Origin of the sequence: Alicyclobacillus contaminans DSM 17975, assembly GCF_000429525.1 — a bacterium.
GTDB classification, from domain to species: domain Bacteria; phylum Bacillota; class Bacilli; order Alicyclobacillales; family Alicyclobacillaceae; genus Alicyclobacillus_A; species Alicyclobacillus_A contaminans.
Genome location: NZ_KE386913.1, coordinates 47,639 through 64,314, shown reverse-complemented (window position 1 = coordinate 64,314; position 16,676 = coordinate 47,639). Strand labels below are relative to the sequence as shown.

General features: G+C 57.8%; 18 protein-coding genes, 2 tRNA genes and 1 rRNA gene. 8 read left to right on the top strand and 13 right to left on the bottom strand.

Annotation, left to right across the window (positions count from 1 at the left end; genetic code table 11):
- Nucleotides 1-101 (bottom strand): 16S ribosomal RNA (locus tag G463_RS0117685); the annotation flags it as partial.
- A 485-nt stretch (nt 102-586) separates the two neighbouring features.
- Between G463_RS0117685 and G463_RS0117680 the strand changes: the two genes are divergently transcribed.
- Both G463_RS0117680 and G463_RS0117675 read left to right on the top strand, forming a co-directional pair.
- Nucleotides 587-662, top strand: a tRNA-His gene (locus G463_RS0117680).
- Between the two features lie 9 nt (nt 663-671).
- A tRNA-Arg gene (locus tag G463_RS0117675) sits at nt 672-748 on the top strand.
- A gap of 71 nt (nt 749-819) precedes the next feature.
- Here the strand turns inward: G463_RS0117675 and G463_RS0117670 are convergent.
- The 7 genes from G463_RS0117670 to G463_RS22070 form a co-directional block, all read right to left on the bottom strand.
- The gene (locus G463_RS0117670) at nt 820-2,091 is read right to left on the bottom strand and encodes a M20/M25/M40 family metallo-hydrolase (protein WP_026976172.1); all 1,272 of its coding nucleotides are present in this window, start codon (nt 2,089-2,091) and stop codon (nt 820-822) included.
- Nucleotides 2,092-2,175: 84 nt separating this feature from the next.
- Complete coding sequence (locus G463_RS0117665; protein WP_026976171.1) at nt 2,176-3,153, bottom strand: 2-hydroxyacid dehydrogenase; 978 nt, start codon at nt 3,151-3,153, stop codon at nt 2,176-2,178.
- A 134-nt stretch (nt 3,154-3,287) separates the two neighbouring features.
- Nucleotides 3,288-3,791 carry a hypothetical protein gene (locus G463_RS0117660; protein ID WP_026976170.1) on the bottom strand — a complete coding sequence of 168 codons (504 nt, stop codon included), beginning with the start codon at nt 3,789-3,791 and terminating at the stop codon, nt 3,288-3,290.
- A 34-nt stretch (nt 3,792-3,825) separates the two neighbouring features.
- Nucleotides 3,826-4,074 (bottom strand): hypothetical protein, encoded by a 249-nt coding sequence (locus G463_RS0117655; RefSeq protein WP_026976169.1) that lies wholly within the window; start codon nt 4,072-4,074, stop codon nt 3,826-3,828.
- 32 nt (nt 4,075-4,106) lie between these two features.
- The gene (locus G463_RS0117650; RefSeq protein ID WP_035488151.1) at nt 4,107-4,622 is read right to left on the bottom strand and encodes an Hsp20/alpha crystallin family protein; all 516 of its coding nucleotides are present in this window, start codon (nt 4,620-4,622) and stop codon (nt 4,107-4,109) included.
- Nucleotides 4,623-4,694: 72 nt separating this feature from the next.
- Entirely contained in the window at nt 4,695-5,003 is a 309-nt protein-coding gene (locus tag G463_RS21405; protein ID WP_051322431.1) for a hypothetical protein, read from the bottom strand.
- A gap of 11 nt (nt 5,004-5,014) precedes the next feature.
- Entirely contained in the window at nt 5,015-5,395 is a 381-nt protein-coding gene (locus G463_RS22070; RefSeq protein ID WP_051322430.1) for a hypothetical protein, read from the bottom strand.
- 202 nt (nt 5,396-5,597) lie between these two features.
- Here G463_RS22070 and G463_RS0117635 point away from each other — a divergent pair, with 202 nt between their 5' ends.
- Complete coding sequence (locus G463_RS0117635) at nt 5,598-5,846, top strand: hypothetical protein (RefSeq protein ID WP_026976167.1); 249 nt, start codon at nt 5,598-5,600, stop codon at nt 5,844-5,846.
- Between the two features lie 31 nt (nt 5,847-5,877).
- Nucleotides 5,878-6,126, top strand: a complete 249-nt coding sequence (locus G463_RS0117630; RefSeq protein WP_026976166.1) for a hypothetical protein — start codon at nt 5,878-5,880, stop codon at nt 6,124-6,126.
- Between the two features lie 182 nt (nt 6,127-6,308).
- Here the strand turns inward: G463_RS0117630 and scpC are convergent, their stop codons facing one another.
- Together scpC and G463_RS22065 are read right to left on the bottom strand one after the other, a co-directional pair.
- On the bottom strand, nt 6,309-7,811 hold the full coding sequence (scpC, locus tag G463_RS0117625; protein WP_035488192.1) for a succinyl-CoA:acetate CoA-transferase ScpC: 1,503 nt from the start codon (nt 7,809-7,811) through the stop codon (nt 6,309-6,311).
- 27 nt (nt 7,812-7,838) lie between these two features.
- Nucleotides 7,839-8,261: a universal stress protein gene (locus tag G463_RS22065; protein ID WP_051322429.1), complete on the bottom strand. Its 423-nt coding sequence runs from the start codon at nt 8,259-8,261 to the stop codon at nt 7,839-7,841.
- Nucleotides 8,262-8,561: 300 nt separating this feature from the next.
- Between G463_RS22065 and G463_RS0117610 the strand changes: the two genes are divergently transcribed.
- On the top strand, nt 8,562-9,152 hold the full coding sequence (locus G463_RS0117610; protein WP_026976164.1) for a hypothetical protein: 591 nt from the start codon (nt 8,562-8,564) through the stop codon (nt 9,150-9,152).
- A gap of 159 nt (nt 9,153-9,311) precedes the next feature.
- On the opposite strand, the gene xylB is transcribed toward G463_RS0117610, so the two are convergent.
- Nucleotides 9,312-10,808: a xylulokinase gene (xylB, locus tag G463_RS0117605; RefSeq protein WP_026976163.1), complete on the bottom strand. Its 1,497-nt coding sequence runs from the start codon at nt 10,806-10,808 to the stop codon at nt 9,312-9,314.
- Between the two features lie 220 nt (nt 10,809-11,028).
- On the opposite strand from xylB, the gene G463_RS0117600 reads away from it, so the two are divergent.
- On the top strand, nt 11,029-12,027 hold the full coding sequence (locus tag G463_RS0117600) for an aldose 1-epimerase (protein WP_026976162.1): 999 nt from the start codon (nt 11,029-11,031) through the stop codon (nt 12,025-12,027).
- An 89-nt stretch (nt 12,028-12,116) separates the two neighbouring features.
- On the opposite strand, the gene xylA is transcribed toward G463_RS0117600, so the two are convergent.
- Nucleotides 12,117-13,430: a xylose isomerase gene (xylA, locus tag G463_RS0117595; RefSeq protein ID WP_026976161.1), complete on the bottom strand. Its 1,314-nt coding sequence runs from the start codon at nt 13,428-13,430 to the stop codon at nt 12,117-12,119.
- A 249-nt stretch (nt 13,431-13,679) separates the two neighbouring features.
- On the opposite strand from xylA, the gene G463_RS0117590 reads away from it, so the two are divergent.
- Nucleotides 13,680-14,843, top strand: a complete 1,164-nt coding sequence (locus G463_RS0117590; protein ID WP_169725508.1) for an ROK family transcriptional regulator — start codon at nt 13,680-13,682, stop codon at nt 14,841-14,843.
- A 52-nt stretch (nt 14,844-14,895) separates the two neighbouring features.
- On the opposite strand, the gene G463_RS0117585 is transcribed toward G463_RS0117590, so the two are convergent.
- A complete protein-coding gene (locus G463_RS0117585) occupies nt 14,896-15,897 on the bottom strand; it encodes a globin-coupled sensor protein (protein WP_026976159.1) in 1,002 nt (333 codons plus the stop codon).
- A gap of 290 nt (nt 15,898-16,187) precedes the next feature.
- Between G463_RS0117585 and G463_RS22060 the strand changes: the two genes are divergently transcribed.
- Nucleotides 16,188-16,619 carry a universal stress protein gene (locus G463_RS22060; RefSeq protein WP_051322428.1) on the top strand — a complete coding sequence of 144 codons (432 nt, stop codon included), beginning with the start codon at nt 16,188-16,190 and terminating at the stop codon, nt 16,617-16,619.
- Nucleotides 16,620-16,676 lie beyond the last annotated feature (57 nt).

The window sequence follows — 16,676 nt, the reverse complement described above, 5'->3', positions numbered from 1 at the left end:
CCGCTGACTTCCAGGAGCAAGCTCCCTTCCGTCCGCTCGACTTGCATGTATTAGGCACGCCGCCAGCGTTCGTCCTGAGCCAGGATCAAACTCTCAAAAAAGTTGACTCGCTCAAAACAACACTTGCGTGTTGATTCACTCTCTGTGCGTGTTTAGTTTTCAAGGAACCACTCAAAACAGCTCGAACACCTTACCACGCAACCCCTGCACTTGTCAAGTGTCGGGGTGATGTTCTCACCGTTTGCCGCGCCGTCACCGGAGCGACAATGTGTAATATACCACCCTGCCTCGTGCGGATCAACAGGAAAATGTTTGAAGTCCCTGGTGATAGTTCGCATCCATGTGTCATAGCAGAATCAACCTTCTGGGCGAAAAGTGGTGGGCGGCCAGTCGCGTACGTTGTATCGATGCAAAATACAATGCCTGTCCGAGAACGTGAGCGACGTTGTGCGCACCGGACCTGCCGGGGATCCCAGCTTTTGCTTTGTGTCGGACGCTTGACCCGCGTGATGGACCGTGGTAATCTATTTGCCGCACTGTTCGTAGGCAACCATGGTCGTATGCGAACAGAACATCTGCAGTCATGGTGAGTGTGGCGAAGTGGTTAACGCACCGGATTGTGGTTCCGGCACGCATGGGTTCGATTCCCATCACTCACCCCACGGTTCCTTGTGCCCGTAGCTCAGCTGGATAGAGTGCTTGACTACGAATCAAGAGGTCGGGAGTTCGAATCTCTCCGGGCACGCCAGAGCAAGAAACAACGAGGAGACGAACGATGCCGCGTGGGTATGCGGATCGATTCGTCTCCTCTTTTTTCACCTATGCCCGCGACGGAGAGACGGAGAGGGTCGGCTCGCTCACTTCTGATACGCCGACCATGGCGAGGGCCGTCAGCAGAACCACCTGAACTCCGTGGTGTCCATCCTCTGGATGATAGAACTCCTGCAGCGTGTGGATGCCGCCGCAACGACCACCCCCACCCAGAGTGACCGCAGGCACACCGAGATGAATAGGCACATTCGCATCGGTGCTGCTGGGCTCATCCAACGACGGCATGAAGCCAAGCGACCGAATGGCCGCCATCGCGTTCTGAACCGCCGGGCTGTCCACCGATTGTTGCCCCGCCGGCCGATTTCCAACCAACTCCACCGACACCTGTATCCCCTGCTGGTTCCATCGGGCGTTCTCAGCGGAGACCGCTTCATGGACACACGCCAGCAGATTGGACTCGAGGGCGAGCAGCGCGGGTTCTGAATCGGATCGGATATCCACCATCATCTCCGCCTCCGCCGCGATGGTGTTGATGGATGTGCCACCACGAACCACCCCTACGGTGAACGTGGTCTTCGGATTCTCCGGCACCTCCAAATCCGCGATGGCCGCAATGGCCCTCCCCATCGCGTGAATGGCGCTCGGGGTCCCGAAGTCGCCAAAACTGTGGCCACCCGGCCCCCGAAACGTGATGCGGTAACGATGACTCCCTGTGGCCAGGTACGTGATGCGATTCGGGGCGTCCGGTTCCACCGAGATGAACCCATCCACCTGATTCTCATCAAAGAAAGCTTTGACACCGCGCAAGTCTCCCAAGCCTTCCTCGCCCACGGTGGCGCCGAACCAAAGATCTCCCACAGTTTGTACGTTCGCGTGGTTCAACGCGCGCAACACGGCCAAAACCACGGCCAATCCCCGGCCGTCGTCCGCAATGCCCGGCGCGTACAGCACACCATTTCGTTGGCGCACCTCCGTGTCCGTTCCTTCCGGGAACACCGTGTCCAAATGGGCGGAAACAAACACAGTCGGTCCACGCCCCGCACCTTTTCGAACTCCGTACACATTCCCTGTCGCGTCCACTTTTACATCGGACAGGCCGAGCGACTCGAGCTCCGCCAGAAACGCCTGTCCCCTGTCATGTTCGTGGAATGTGGGCGCTGGGATTTCCGTGAGTCGGATTTGATCCTCCACCGTCCGGGCATGATCCGTCTCGGCGAAGGCCAGCGCAGCCCGCACCGCGTTTGCACCCATCAGCCGCTGAACGGCCTCCGTTGCGGCATCGCTATGGGTACGTGCCGTCGGTCGAGTATCATTCTTCATCACAAAACCGCCTCCTCGTTGTCGTCGACTGAATCCACAAAAACACGGCCCGCGCACGAAACGCGAGCCACACAGTATCCCGAATCAGCCGCGGTAGTTCACCGACCCGTTCACACAGGCCGGGAGCGGCTTTCCATCCAGTCCGGCCATGAGATTTTCCGCCGCAAGCAGAGCCATTCTGTGCCGCGTCTCGTGCGTGGCGCTCCCGATGTGGGGCGTAATCAACACGTTGCCGAGCGTGAGCAGCGGATGGTCTCCGGGAAGGGGTTCCGGATCTGTCACGTCCAGCGCCGCGTAAGCGATTTGCTTCGTCTTCAACGCTTCGTACAGCGCGTCGGTGTCCACCACCGCGCCCCGCGCCACGTTGACGAAGTAGGCGGTCGGCTTCATCCTCGCAAATTGTTCCTTCCCGAACATCCCGCGGCTCTCATTCGTCAAGGGGGCCAATACGAGCACAAAATCAGAGGATTCGAGCAGCGCATCGAATTCGCTGTAAGTGGTCCCCAGCACGGCGTCGTCGGACCGCTTCCGGCGATTGTGGTAAATGACCCGCATCCCGCTGGCCTGCGCCCGCTTGGCCACGGCGGCGCCGATGCTGCCCATGCCGACAATCCCCAGCGTCTTCCCGAACAAATCCACTCCGTAGGGGATGTCGTACCCGTTCTTCCACGCCCCGTTGCGCACCTGCGCCGCGCCTTCGAAGATGCGTCGCGCAGCGCACAGCACCAGGCCAAACGCCAGGTCTGCCGTGGCATCCACAAGCACGCCGGGGGTATTGCCAAACGGAATGCCCCGTCGCGTGCAGGCATCGATGTCCACATTGTCGTATCCGACCGAAGCCTGGCTGATCACGCGCAACTTCGGCGCATGCGCCAGCAGCTCATCATCCACCCTGACGTCTCCGGTCGTAAACAGCCCATCCGCGTCCTTCACCCACTCATACAGGAGCTCTCGCGGGATGGAGGTCGCCTCCTCCCAGCGTTGCACCGCACAGCGCCGGCTGATGACTTCAAGGGCCGATGGCAGTATTCTTCCGGTGACCACAACTTTGTACGACGCCATGCCACCATTCCTCCTTGTGCAGACACGTTCCCAGCCCGACAGATTCGCATCATCGCGGCTTGTCCAATGTTGTCAGGCTTTGTCTCGCTCAGTCTAACACACTTCTTGGGGAAAAGTTCCGGCGCTCGTGCGGATCAACCCCAGCGATGAAAGACACCGGACTTCAGATCCTGGTCGCTGACGGGTGTGTCCAGGAGATCCGGATCGAAATTCACGTGGACATTGACCGCCTGTTTGTTGCCATCTCCATAAATGTCCCCGTGGCCTTTGTTGGTTTTTTGATGCTGATCCCACCCAGTGTTGCTGCTGTCTCCCACAAACACGCCGCAATTCTGTTGCATCGTGTTCACGCCCAGCGACCGAAACCCGATGTTGGTCAATTGCGGCTGATGGTTGGATTGGCGCAAGAGATGCACATCCCTGTCGTCAATCGGCGTATCCACCACATCCGCGTCGTGAACCGCGCTGATATTCTGGTACAGCCAATTGGAAGATTCCACCGTTCCCAAGCCCGCATTCAACTTCGAATGGGCGCTCCAACCGTAAATGACGTTCTGCCCCGATACAAAGACGCCCGAGCAGGCTGAAATGTTTTGAATCTGCAAGTTGAGTGGCACGTTCGTCTGGCGAACTTCCATGGCGCTTCCCCTCCCGTTGGCAGTGGACCGACCGCTACCCCTGCACCGCCCAACACGTTTTCCAGTCCTGGTCCTGGATGACGCCATCCAAGACTTCCAGGCCATCGAAATTCACGCTTCGGGATCCCATGACGACATTGAACGATCCGTACAGTGACCCATACCCCGCGTTGTACTTGATGTGGGCATCCCAGCCATTGACGTTGATATCGCCAATGAACACGCCCGAATTCTGCTGAACCGCCAGCGCGTTCACCACCCCGAGCGAAATGATGGTCGGCATCCGCATTCCTCCTCGGCGCCTGTGCCGCGCCGTCACTGTCCCTCAAAGTCGATGGCCACCCGGTTGTCGACCACGTCATCCGCCGTATCTCTGGTCAGATAGACGACCAGGAGTCCGCTCCGATACACCGCGCGGACACCGTCGGTCAACACGCGCCCCGGCAGTTCAATCTCTCGTTCAAAGGCGCCGTGGTGGCATTCCGAGAGAATCACCGAATCTCCGCGGTGATGAAAACGCGCCGTGATATGCCCGCGCACCGACAGAATGTTCCCGCGCACCGCAACCTGTACGTCCTTGCTGCTCGTCAATCCCGGCAGTTCCATCACGGCAATCATTTCTTGACTCCCCCGGCCATACAGATCCACACGAGGAAACGACGAGGCATCCGAACCGTCCGAGTCAGAGAAGAAAGAGCCCCCATTGATGTTCGGCATGGGCAGGTTTTTAAAGAAATCCGGACCGAGGAATTTACGAATGTCTCCCAAATCTCCGAGGTTGTTGAGAAAGTCGAAGGGATTGTTGGATTTGCTGTTTTGATTTGCGGCCATGACCACCCCTCCAGCACTGCATCGAAGCTCCACCGCCTCGGAACCGTTGCAAACGCCCCACCACGGCAGACGTCAGGTGGTCGTCGTGGATGGATGACCCGGTGTGGGCGAATCCTGGATGAGTCTGCGCATCCACTCCGGCAGTTCTGACGAAGTGGGCGGTGCGCCCAACATGTCAACCGTGTCCGGATCGTTCAGGAGACTTCGAATTCCATGCACCACGTTGTTGTCGCCGCGGACGGATCCAAACCCCTGGTTGTGCTTTTTGAAACTGCGAAAATCAGATATCCAATTGTTCCCCATATTCAGACAGGACGCTCCTTCAATTTGGCCAATTCGAATGGCGCCAATGATGAATGTAGGCGATAGCGTGCTGGTCATCCGGTCACTCCTCACTGTGCGGCGTTGGGACGCTTCACTTTGAAGCCGTTGCCGGTATGTTCCATCGTCCACCCGCCATCCGCCGCTGCGGCGGCCTTTGGAGATGATTGCTCAGCAGACTTGAGACCGCCAATGTGAACGTCGCTTTTTGGGCGCACCACATCGGTTCCGAAGTTATTCCCCAAATTCAACGATCCGCTCAATTCATCAATATCCAGACTATCCAGTTTGAACACCAACTGTTCCAGTGCGCCTTTGTCCACGTGCAGACTTTGTACAATCACTTGGATTCTATGTTCCGACGCCTTGTCCAATGCTTCAATCAAGCGTTGGGTGAGCTGGAGCATCTGCTCTGCGGCGAGCTGTTCCGCTTTCTTTCTGCGCCCAAACACAACCCATCCTCCCGCCGGGGATACACTTTGCGGTTGTCCGCGACACCCGTCGATTCAGTCTATGTTTGTCCAGCGAAGATTTAGGACACCAGACCGCAAACGGTGGCGTCAGGACTGAGATGAAAACAGCCGGTTGGCATGGGACATCCGTATTCAGCGTACAATCCAGTGCAGGACCATTCAGGTTCCGAGGAGGAGTGGTATGCCGTCATTGATTGTGTTGGGAATGGTCAACCAGAACAGCCCGCAGCAGAACGCTGGATTATTTCTCGGTGAGGGAAACATTGGCGGTTGGGACTCAAACTACAAGCTGAATCAGGGGCACGGCAGTACATTTGGCGTTGGCAACGTGGCCCCTGCCTGGCTCAGCGTCAACGTGGATAATCTGGAGGTTTTTGATGGTGTCATGAACGACCAGGACCTCAAAGTCACCATGGCGGTCGATGTATGAGTAGTAGACGGCTGACGAAGGGGGCGAGGGAATGCCTTCACTGATCTTTTGCGGCGCACTCAATTTGAACACCGCCCAAACGAACGCCGGTTCTTTCATCGGAGAATACAATTTTTCCGGTTGGGATGCCAACACCAAGCAGAACCAGGGCGAAGGAACACTGTTTGGTTTTTTCAACTTCCTGCCACTTCACGCCAGTTTCAATATTGATAATCTCGAATTTGCAGACGGGGTCATCAATGACCAGGACGTGAAAACACTGGGAGCCGCCAACGTGTGACATGCGGGCTGTGGCGGAACACGCGAGCCACCGGCGTTCCACCACAGCCCGTCTGCTTATCCCCGCCCACAACCGCCCCCGCGACAAGGGATCCGTCCACACAATAACGAATGATGAAACAAAGGGAGACGCAATCGAGAGGGGGATGTGAATGAGCCCATTCCCACTGACTCCCACACCAGTCACGTGACATCCTGGCGCATGTCGCCGACGTCGCGGTAGCGCAGGTGCCAGGCGAATGCCTGTTCCAGTGCATGCGGCGTGTGTCCGCCGTATTTGGCCGCGATTTTCACATAATCCCACAGCATTTCCCGGTACATCGGATGCGCGCAGTGCTCAATGATTCGCGAAACGCGCTCTCTCGGAGCAAGCCCGCGCAGATCCGCGATACCCTGTTCCGTCACCACCACGTCCACGTCATGTTCCGTGTGATCGACGTGCGACACCATGGGAACAATTGAAGAAATCCGTCCACCTTTCGCCGTCGACTTTGTCATAAAGATGGACAACAGCGCATTTCGCGCAAAATCGCCCGAACCCCCGATTCCATTCATGATGTGCGTGCCAAGCACATGTGTCGAGTTCACGTTGCCGTAGATGTCGACTTCCAGCGCCGTGTTCATGGCAATGACGCCGAGTCTCCGAATCACCTCCGGGTGGTTGGAAATCTCCTGTGGGCGCAGGACCATCCGAGACTGGTACGCCTGCAGATTGTTCATAATCCGCTTGGCGTTGTGCGGTGCCACGGTGATGGCGCATCCGGAAGCGTAGCGAAGCTTGCCCGCGTCCATCAATTCAAACACCGCATCCTGCAAAACTTCCGAATACATCACCAATCCGTCGAAACGCGTATCCTTCATGCCGGCGAGCACTGCGTTGGCAACGGATCCAACACCGGACTGCAGCGGAGGCAGCGGCGACGGCAAGCGACCTCTCTTCAACTCGTGGCTCAAAAAGTCCATCAGATGTCCCGCAATGCGCTCCGTATCCGCATCGGGAGGCGCCAGTTCCACAAAGTGGTCCTCCCGGTCGGTGGGGACAATCGCCACGATTTTTTTCGGATCCACCGGGATGTACGGGGTCCCAATCCGCGAGTCCACCGACAGAATGGGAATGGGAGCGCGGTTGGGACGCGCGTGCGGCATGTAGATATCGTGAATCCCCTCCAACAACGGGGATTGCCTTTTGTTCCACTCAAGAATGATCTTATCCGCGTGGGCGGCAAATGTCGGCGCGTTTCCAACGGATGTGGAGGGCACCAGGTACCCGTCCTCCGTGATGGCCACCACTTCAATCACGGCGACGTCCAGATGCCCTAACGTACCCTCGCGAATCATTTCCACCGTCAGACTCAGATGTTGATCCACATACATCACGTCGCCGCGGTTGATGGCGTCGCGCATCGTGGATTCGGACTGAAACGGCAGTCGGCGCGCCACCACCCCCGCCTCCGTCAGCGTCCGGTCCACTTCCTCCGCCACAGACGCGCCCGTCCACAGGTTGATATGAAAAGGTCGTCCCAGGGCTTTCGCTCGGTCGGCCAACGCCATCGGCACCACCTTGGCGTCGCCGGCGCGGGTGAAGCCGCTGATGCCGACAGTCATCCCATCTTCAATACAGGCCGCCGCCTCCTCGGCGGTCATCACACGCGAGCGAAGCGCGGGCATGCGCAGATGTTCCTCCATCGTCATGAACGACTCCCCCACTCCTCGCTATTTGGCAATCAGCACAGGCCGCTGTACCGAATTGAGCACCGCTTCGACCACCGAACCTCCGAGCAGCCCGCTGCTTCGTCTGTTCGGTCCGCCGAGAATCAGGAGATCCGCGTCAAGTTCATTGGCGATACGGCAAATCGTTCGGGCAGGGTGCCCGGTCTCGTGCCGGAACCGGACGCGTCCAGGCCAAGGCCGAAATTCTCTCGACACAGCGTCCGCCAACTGCTGCTTCACAATCAGTTCGTGGCGCGGCAGCGTGACCTGACGCCCGATATCCGTACGGTAATACACCGGTGGTGTGTCATTGGACACATACAACACGGTCAATTGGCAGGTGCAGTCCATCTCCAAACACTTCTTGGCCAGCTTCACCGATTTCGATCCGGCATGGATTTTGTCCGCAGCCAACAAAATGTTCATTCGGAGCATCCCCTTCCCCGTCCCAGCGCCAATCCCGCCAGTCGGATTCAATGGACACAGCATCATTATCGATGCATTCACGCGCTCTTCGGAGAGCCGATTGAACGATTTTCACAGGTTGGGTCGGACCATGGCCGCCATCCCCCGAATGGACCACGCCGCCGTCCTGCCGCGATGTTCCTGCTGAAAATAGTCTTTTTTTCTCATGCAGCGAGCCCCTGTATTTAGTACACTCAGCCTAATTGGAACACTGAGTTGCAAGTCGGTCATCCTGGAATCCTGACGCCTGGTGATGAGAACATGACGAGACAAGCGGGGAATCGCGCAGACCATGAACGGCGGTTGGCAAAGTGGGACAGACATCTGATCCAGTGGACGAAGAACCACACCAATTTGCTGCTCCTATTGGTCAACCTGATCATCCTGATATGGACGTGCTTCGTGGGGATGGGCGAATATCTGCTCGGCATGGTGGTCATCGGTGCGCTCGGCTACTTCGCTGGACTGACCGTGTCCATCAGTGCGGTGCCCATCGCCGCAGCCGTCGACGTATTGTGGCTGCACCACACCCATGCAGCATCCGGAACCATCATGGTGGAATTGGTCGGTTACGTGAACATCGCATGGCTCGGATATCGCCACCAGCGCCTCAAGCAAACCCAACAACGGGCCATCACCGAGGCGTATCCGGACCAGGTGATGTCGTGGAACGCGGTCAATGAAATTCGATCATCGCTTGCCGCCATTCGCTTTCTGCTCTTTCCGCTGCACAGTGAGCACGCCAACAACAAAGAGCTTCAACAGGCGACGAACGAGCTGTCCCGCCTGGAAAAAATGTTTCAAGAGATGGAACATCAGCAGACCTATTCGGAGGGCCGGCGCAACGATTAGCCGCGCGGCCCTTCACGCCTCATCGGTACATCTGAAAACAACCGACACGCAAGCAACCCTATTTCCCATCAGTTTTGACATGTCTTGAGATATATACGAGATTCCGACATCTCGGCCGTAATCTGCTCCTCAGCGCGCCGGCACTTTGGGACAGCCCCTTCATCTCCGGAATGGCTGCAGCCGTTCGCTGATGGACCGCGTGGCGGGATACACTTCGGTGTATGCCCGGTACAGTTCGCGGTATCGCTCCACGTGCTCCGCGACGGGATGAAACGCCTTGGCCACGCGGATGAATGCATTGGCACAGTCCGCCAAGCTGTTAAACCAACCGCAGCCACACGCCGCAATCACCGCCGCCCCCATGCCCGGCCCCTGTTCGTTGGCCAACTTCAGAACGGTCGCGTTGAAAATGTCCGCCTGCATCTGCAGCCAGTCGTCGTTCTTCGCGCCGCCGCCGATGGACACAATGGTGTCAACGCGTTTCCCTTCCCTGCGGAAGATCTCGATGGATTCATGTAGAGAGAAGGTGATGCCCTCCATCACGGCGCGCACGAAGTCGGATCGTCTATGTGATCCGTCCACACCGATGAAACTCCCTCGAATCACGCTGTCGGCATGAGGCGTGCGTTCGCCAACGAGATACGGCGTGAACAACAGCCCGTTGGATCCGATGGGCGTGCTGCCCACCTCCGCCACCAACGCTTCAAAGCTTTCGTTCCTCGCAAACGTGTCCCGGAACCAACTGAGACTGAATCCGGCCGCCAGGGTGACGCCCATTGAATAGTAGGCGTTCGACTGAGCATGGTTGAAAAAGTGAACTTTCCCGCGATAATCCTTCGTTGCGTCGTCCTCGTAGGACAACACCACACCGGATGTCCCAATGCTGCAGAGCGTGGCGCCCGGAGACAGAATGCCCGCGCCCACCGCGCCGCACGCATTATCTGCACCTCCGGCAAACACCTTGGTTTCCGGGCGCAATCCCACGCGCTCCGCGAATTCGGGCAACAGCGTTCCCACCTCGGCGCAGGATTCGACCAACGGCGGACACAGATGGTCCGGAATTTCGAACCGGTCGCAGATTTCCTTGCTCCAGTGGGCATCGGCCACGTCCAGCATCAGCGTGCCCGCCGCATCCGAAAACTCCATGCAGACCACACCCGTCATCCGGAAGCGCAGATAGTCCTTCGGCAGCAAGAAACATCGCGCTTGCCGGAAAACGTCCGGTTCGTGCTGCATCACCCACAAAATCTTGGGCAGCGTAAACCCTTCCAACGCTGCATTCTTGGTGATGCGCAACAAATCATCGCCCAGCGCATCCGTGATCTGACGGCACTGCGGAGTGGTTCTCGTGTCGTTCCAGAGGATGGCGTTGCGCAGCACCTGCCGTTGTTCGTTCAGCAGCACCAGGCCATGCATCTGGCCCGAGTAGCTGAGCCCTTCCACGTCCTCCGGCCGAACTCCGGATGTCGCCATCAATTCGCCGAGTGCGGCGGCGGTTTGCTCCACCCACGACTCCGGATCTTGTTCGCTGTACCCTGACTGCGGTTGCAAAAGCGGGTAAGCCTTGGACACTTCCTGACACACCTCGCCCTGTTGGTTGACGAGGATGACCTTCACGGCGCTGGTGCCGAGGTCAATACCGATGACGTACTTCACTGCCATCCCTCCGTTCAGCAGGCTGTCAACGCATTCACCGCCCCCGCATCCGGGTCCCGCAATGCATCGATGAACCTGTGCTACAGCTTCATCACATAGCTTTTCGTAGGAATACAAGTTCCCCATCCCACATCCATCCGGTGGATACCGTGTGACCGCCGGAATTTGGTATCATCGGGGAGTCGGAACGACTGCACACGCAATGGAGAGGAGAACGACCATGGCCAGCATTCAGGAAACCCACTACCAGGGCGAGCGAGCCGTTCGATTCGGGTTTGGCCCCTACGAAGCGGTTGTGCTTCCGCAGATTGGCGCAAACCTCATTTCCCTCAAAGATCCCGCGCGCGGACTGTCCATCCTGCGCGAGCCGCACCCGGAGGCGATGGACGCATTCCGGGCGAATCCCACAACGCATGGCATCCCTGTGCTCTTTCCGCCGAATCGCATTCGCGATGGAAAGTGCACCATATCCGGCGTATCGTACACCTTTCCCGTCAACGAAACGTCCACCCACAACCACCTGCACGGCTTTTTGCACAGCGCCGCGTGGAACGTGGACGCGGCAGGCCTCACGGTCCATGACGCATTTGTCACCCTTTCCATTCACGTCGATGAACACCACGACGTATTCCGGTGGTTTCCACACCGATTCCGGATGACGCTCGAATATCGGCTGTCGGACGACGGACTGCGTCAACAGGTGACGGTTCACAACCTGGACACCCGTCCGATGCCTCTGATGCTCGGATTTCATACGGCATTCAACATCCCCTTCGCCGAACACAGCAGTGCCGACCACGTCACGTTTACCGCGACCATCGGCGAACGGTGGGAAATGGATGGCCGCATGCTGCCGACTGGACGGCGCCTGCCGCTCAACGCGCAGGAGGAAGCCATTCGCCACGGTGGTATCAGCCCATTCTTTGCTCCTCTGGACAATCATTACACCGCGAACCCCCAGGGCGGACACAACCGGGTCACCATGACGGATTCGCAGGTGGGGCTCCGACTCATCTACGACGTCGGCCTAAAATACCGTCACTGGATGATTTGGAATCACGGGGCCGATGGAACCGTGCTGTGCCCGGAACCGCAAACCATCGCCGTGAACGCGCCGAACCTGAACCTTCCCGACGTGGAGACCGGTCTGCAGATGCTTGAGCCCGGACAACAGTGGAGCGAAAACAGTCGCTTGTTCGTGGAGACGCTGCCGTTGTAAACCGCTGCAGGATCAGCCGGAATGCCGCGATCCCGTCAAAGGATGGGCGAGTATCTCGGCAATCCGGCGACCCATGCAGGATCAGAAGATCAGGTCTCCAACAGATATTGGTTCAAAATGGCCAGCAGTTGTTCCTGACGGCCGGAGCTGTGGACCGACAGTTCCTTGTCAAGAATGTACGCCTCCAGCGATGACAGCGTGGCGGTGCCGTTCACAATGGTTGCGCCGATGCCGTCCGAGTAGCTCTGATAGCGCTCTTCCACCACCTGTTCAAATACCTTGTCCTCCAGCAATTTGGCTGCCACCTGCAGGCCGCGGGCAAACGCGTCCATCCCCGCAATGTGGCCGTGGAACAGATCAACGGGCGTCATCGAAGCGCGCCGAACTTTGGCGTCGAAGTTCAAGCCTCCCTTGTGCAACCCACCGTTCTGCAGAATTTGATACATCGCCAACGTGGTGCTGTACAGATCCGTCGGGAACTCATCCGTGTCCCAGCCGAGCAGCGGATCCCCCTGATTGGCGTCCACGGACCCCAACATGCCGTGAATCCGGCTCACGTACAACTCGTGCTCGAACGTGTGTCCGGCCAACGTCGCATGGTTGGCTTCCAGGTTCAGCTTGAACCGGTCAGCCAAGCCGTGCGTCTTCAGGAACGCAATCGTCGTCGCCGCGTCGAAATCGTACTGGTGCTTGGTGGGTTCTTTGGGCTTGGGCTCAATCAACAGCTGTCCCGTGAATCCAATCTCGTCCGCGTAGTCCGCAGCCATCCGCAGGAGGCGAGCGAGATTATCCAGCTCCAGTTGAAGATTCGTATTCAACAGCGTCTCGTACCCTTCGCGGCCACCCCAAAACACGTAGTTCTCCGCGCCGAGCCGCTTGGCGACCTCCAGTCCTTTCTTGACCTGAGCGGCTGCGTACGCGAATACATCGGCGTTCGGCGAAGTCGCGGCCCCGTGCACAAACCGCGGATGGGAGAACAGATTCGCCGTGTTCCAAAGGAGCTTCTTTCCCGTGGATTTCATGTATTCTTCCAGCATATCGACAATTTCGTCGAGGTATCGATTCGTCTCACGAAGGGTGGCGCCCTCCGGCGCGATGTCGCGGTCGTGGAAGCAAAAATACGTGACGTTCAGTTTATCGAAGAACTCAAACGCCGCCTCCACACGCCGTTTGGCCAGATCCATGCCTTGATACCCGTCCCAAGGGCGAATCATGGTGGGCAGCCCAAACGGATCGTTCCCCTGCAGCGTGAACGTGTGCCAGTAGCTCACCGCAAAGCGCAGATGCTCCGCCATCGTCTTGCCGAGCACCCGCTCCTGTGGATTGTAGTACTTGAACGCCAGTGGATTGCGGGACTTTGGTCCCTCGTATTCCACCTTGGATACTTCTGGAAAGTACACCATGCAGCCATCCCTCCCGTGTGGTGAATCCGCCGCCTTCGTCTGATAGCGTTTTCAAACCAGAGAACTTACCCTTTGCGAAACAGCGACGGATCAAGTAAAATACAACCTATTAGTTCGTTTACTAAACTTATTTATATAGTATCAGAACATTTGAATGCCCGCAATGTGATCGTTGCAGAGAGTCGCGTTCATCCCTCACAATGAGAAACATACGCATGTCCGACACGGATGAGAAGGCGGTCATTGGAAGTGACAATTACAGGAGATCAGGCCTATATCAAAAATTTAAATCGCTCCATCGTCCTCAACCTGCTGAGGTTTCACAGTCCGTTGACCCGCGTGGAAATCGCGCGCAGGACGGGACTGACCAAAGCGACCGTATCCAGCATTGTGGACCAGTTGATCAAGGAGGCGTACGTGCTCGAGGTGGGTCAGGCTCCGTCCAAGGGAGTGGGCCGCAAACCGGTGTCCATCCGCTTCAATCCCGACGCTGGACGGGTGATTGGCGTTGACCTCGGCGTCGACTACTACCGCGTGTTGGTCCTCGATTTGTCGGCGTCCGTGGTGCAGCATTACGAAGGTACCCTGCACGACGCCAGTCGCGTGGACGAGGCGATGGAACCGATGCTGCGGGACCTCAAACGGGCCGTGGCGCAGTCGGGATCGACGCGGCTCGGTGTGATAGGCGTAGGCATTGGCATCCCGGGTCTTGTCGACGCCAAACGGGGCGTGGTGTTGAACGCGCCGAACCTGCGCTGGCGCGATGTCCCCCTTCGCGCCATGCTGGATGAGGCACTGGGGCTGCCCATCGTGATTGACAACGAAGCCAACGCCGGTGCGATTGGCGAACAGTTGTACGGCGCGGGCAAGGGTGTGGCGAATATGGTCTACCTCAGCTTGGCGAGAGGTATCGGCACGGGAATCATCCTCAACAACCAACTGATCCGCGGAGAGTCCGGGGTGGCGGGTGAATTCGGCCATATGACGATAGATCTGAACGGGCCCACGTGCTCCTGCGGAAACCGCGGCTGCCTGGAACTGTACGCCTCGGAAAAGGCGGTGGTCAATCGTTACCTCGAGTTATCGGGAGAGTCCCATGCCTTTGTGGACATCGTTCGCCGTATGGACGCCGGGGACCCATACGCTGTGGATGCGATTCGATTGGCCGGTCAGCACCTGGGCATTGGCCTCGCGTCTTTGGCGAACGGACTGAACCCGGCGCTCATTCTCATCAGCACTCGATTTCAATCGGTCAACCACCTGTTGACAGAGAGCATTTCGGCAGTCTTGCGCGAACGTTCATTCATTCACCCGTATTCTCCCCCGCGCGTCCAGGGATCCGCATTCGGTCCGTTGTCCTGCGCGATTGGTGCCGCATCGCTGGTGCTGCAATCGCACTTCTCCGGACCTTAGGCTGCGGGGATTCGCGGCACAGAGACAAACCGAACACGATGAGCACTTCGACTTACAGGGCAGCGGTTCGCTGTTTCAACGCGTTGGCCAACTGTTCGATGTGCTCCACCGCCGCAGCCAATTCCTGCGCGCCCGCGGCCTGCTCTTGACCAATGCCGGACACTGCCTCGGAGTGCGTCATGATTTGGCCAATCAGCGCCTTCAAGTTGTTCAGCTTTTCCGAAATCTCGAGCGCCGACCGCTTTGCTTCGTCCGCCAATCGGCGAATTTCCGCTGCCACAACGCGAAATCCACGTCCTTTGTCGCCGGCCCGGACCGCTTCGATGGCGGCGTTCAGCCCCAGCATGTTCGTCTCTTTGGAAATTTGTTGAACGGCCGCGTTGATGTCCGAAATCATGTCCATGTGCGCCAACAGTTTCTGGGCCAGCGCCACCGTTTCCACGTTGGATTCCGCCAGCACACCGGCGTGCTTGGCGAATTCTGTAGAGGTACCCGCCAAATCCATCGCTGTGTGCGATAGGGCATCCGACAACTCCAACCAATCCGCTCGCAGCACGGCGTTGCGCCGAGCCTCGTCATCCGCCTCGTACTGGGCCAACGTTAACACCATGTCAAACAGCGCGAGTCGGACCACGGCAGCGGCCAATGTCAGCGCTTCCTCCACGCCGATGCCCGGTATGCTTGGAATCCGCTGAATCGTTTCCGCCGTGTAGAAACGATAGAATCCCACGTAGTCCTCCGGTTGCAAGCCGATGCGCGCATGCACTCGTCCAATGTTGTATCGAAGCTCGACATACGCGGCATCAATGACGCCGGCCGACAGGGACAGGAAGTACTGTGACTGCATACGCTTGTTGCGCTCCAGATCGCCGTGGCGCATGAACTTTTCCTTAAGTCGCTCCACAGCGTGCACTTGTTCATAGAACCGTTCCACAACCTGAGATACGATTCGTTCAAAAAACGGTCGATGTTGGTGCAGAATTTGCACGTCCTGATCGGTGACGCCGACAATCTGAAGATACGTGAGCACACTCGGATCTTGTATACGAATCATGTCACTCTTTCCGCCTCCTAACCTCCCATGATATGGTCAATATACCAATTGTCTAATATTGCCGCAATCTGTCGATCATCGTGAATCGACAGATTTTGTGAATGTTCTGTTTCACTCATCATCCCCTCGACTGACGAATCGCCATCGGAGGAACCCATGTGTGACAAACGACACAGAATCGGACGAGGGCGTCCAGTAAAATCAGAACAGAACCAGGGTCTCTGGTCAGGGACCCGAATGTCCTCGGTGTTGAGTTGGGAATACCCGGGGTTCGCGGAAGGGTGAAGGCGATGAACAGAATTCTCCTGGCGATGAAAACCCCCACCTTGAGTGAGCGGGCGGTCGCCGTGATCCGTGACTTGATGCAGGCTTGGCCCAAGGCGGAGTGGATAGTGCTGCACGTGATTCCAGACATTCAGCCAGATTCAGTCTACCCTTACCAGGCCCTGCTGCCGCGGGAAGTGGCGAGGGAAAATGGCCTGGCAGATCAAATTGAAACGTTTGTCAGAACCACGTTGTTCCAGGATCATGTGGACAGAATGGAGTTTTGCACGGTGATTGGAAAACCGGCACCAAGCATTTGCGTTGTGGCGGAGGATCGGCAGGCAGACCTCATTCTGCTCGACCATCGCAGAAACGGAAAAGTCGACCGCATGCTGCTGGGAAGTGTTAGTTACGGCGTGGCGCACATGGCCCAGGTGCCGGTGTTGCTGATGAAATAGTCTAATGTGGACATTTCGTCGGGCGAAGACCCGTCCCGCTCCAACGCGGGGACCATC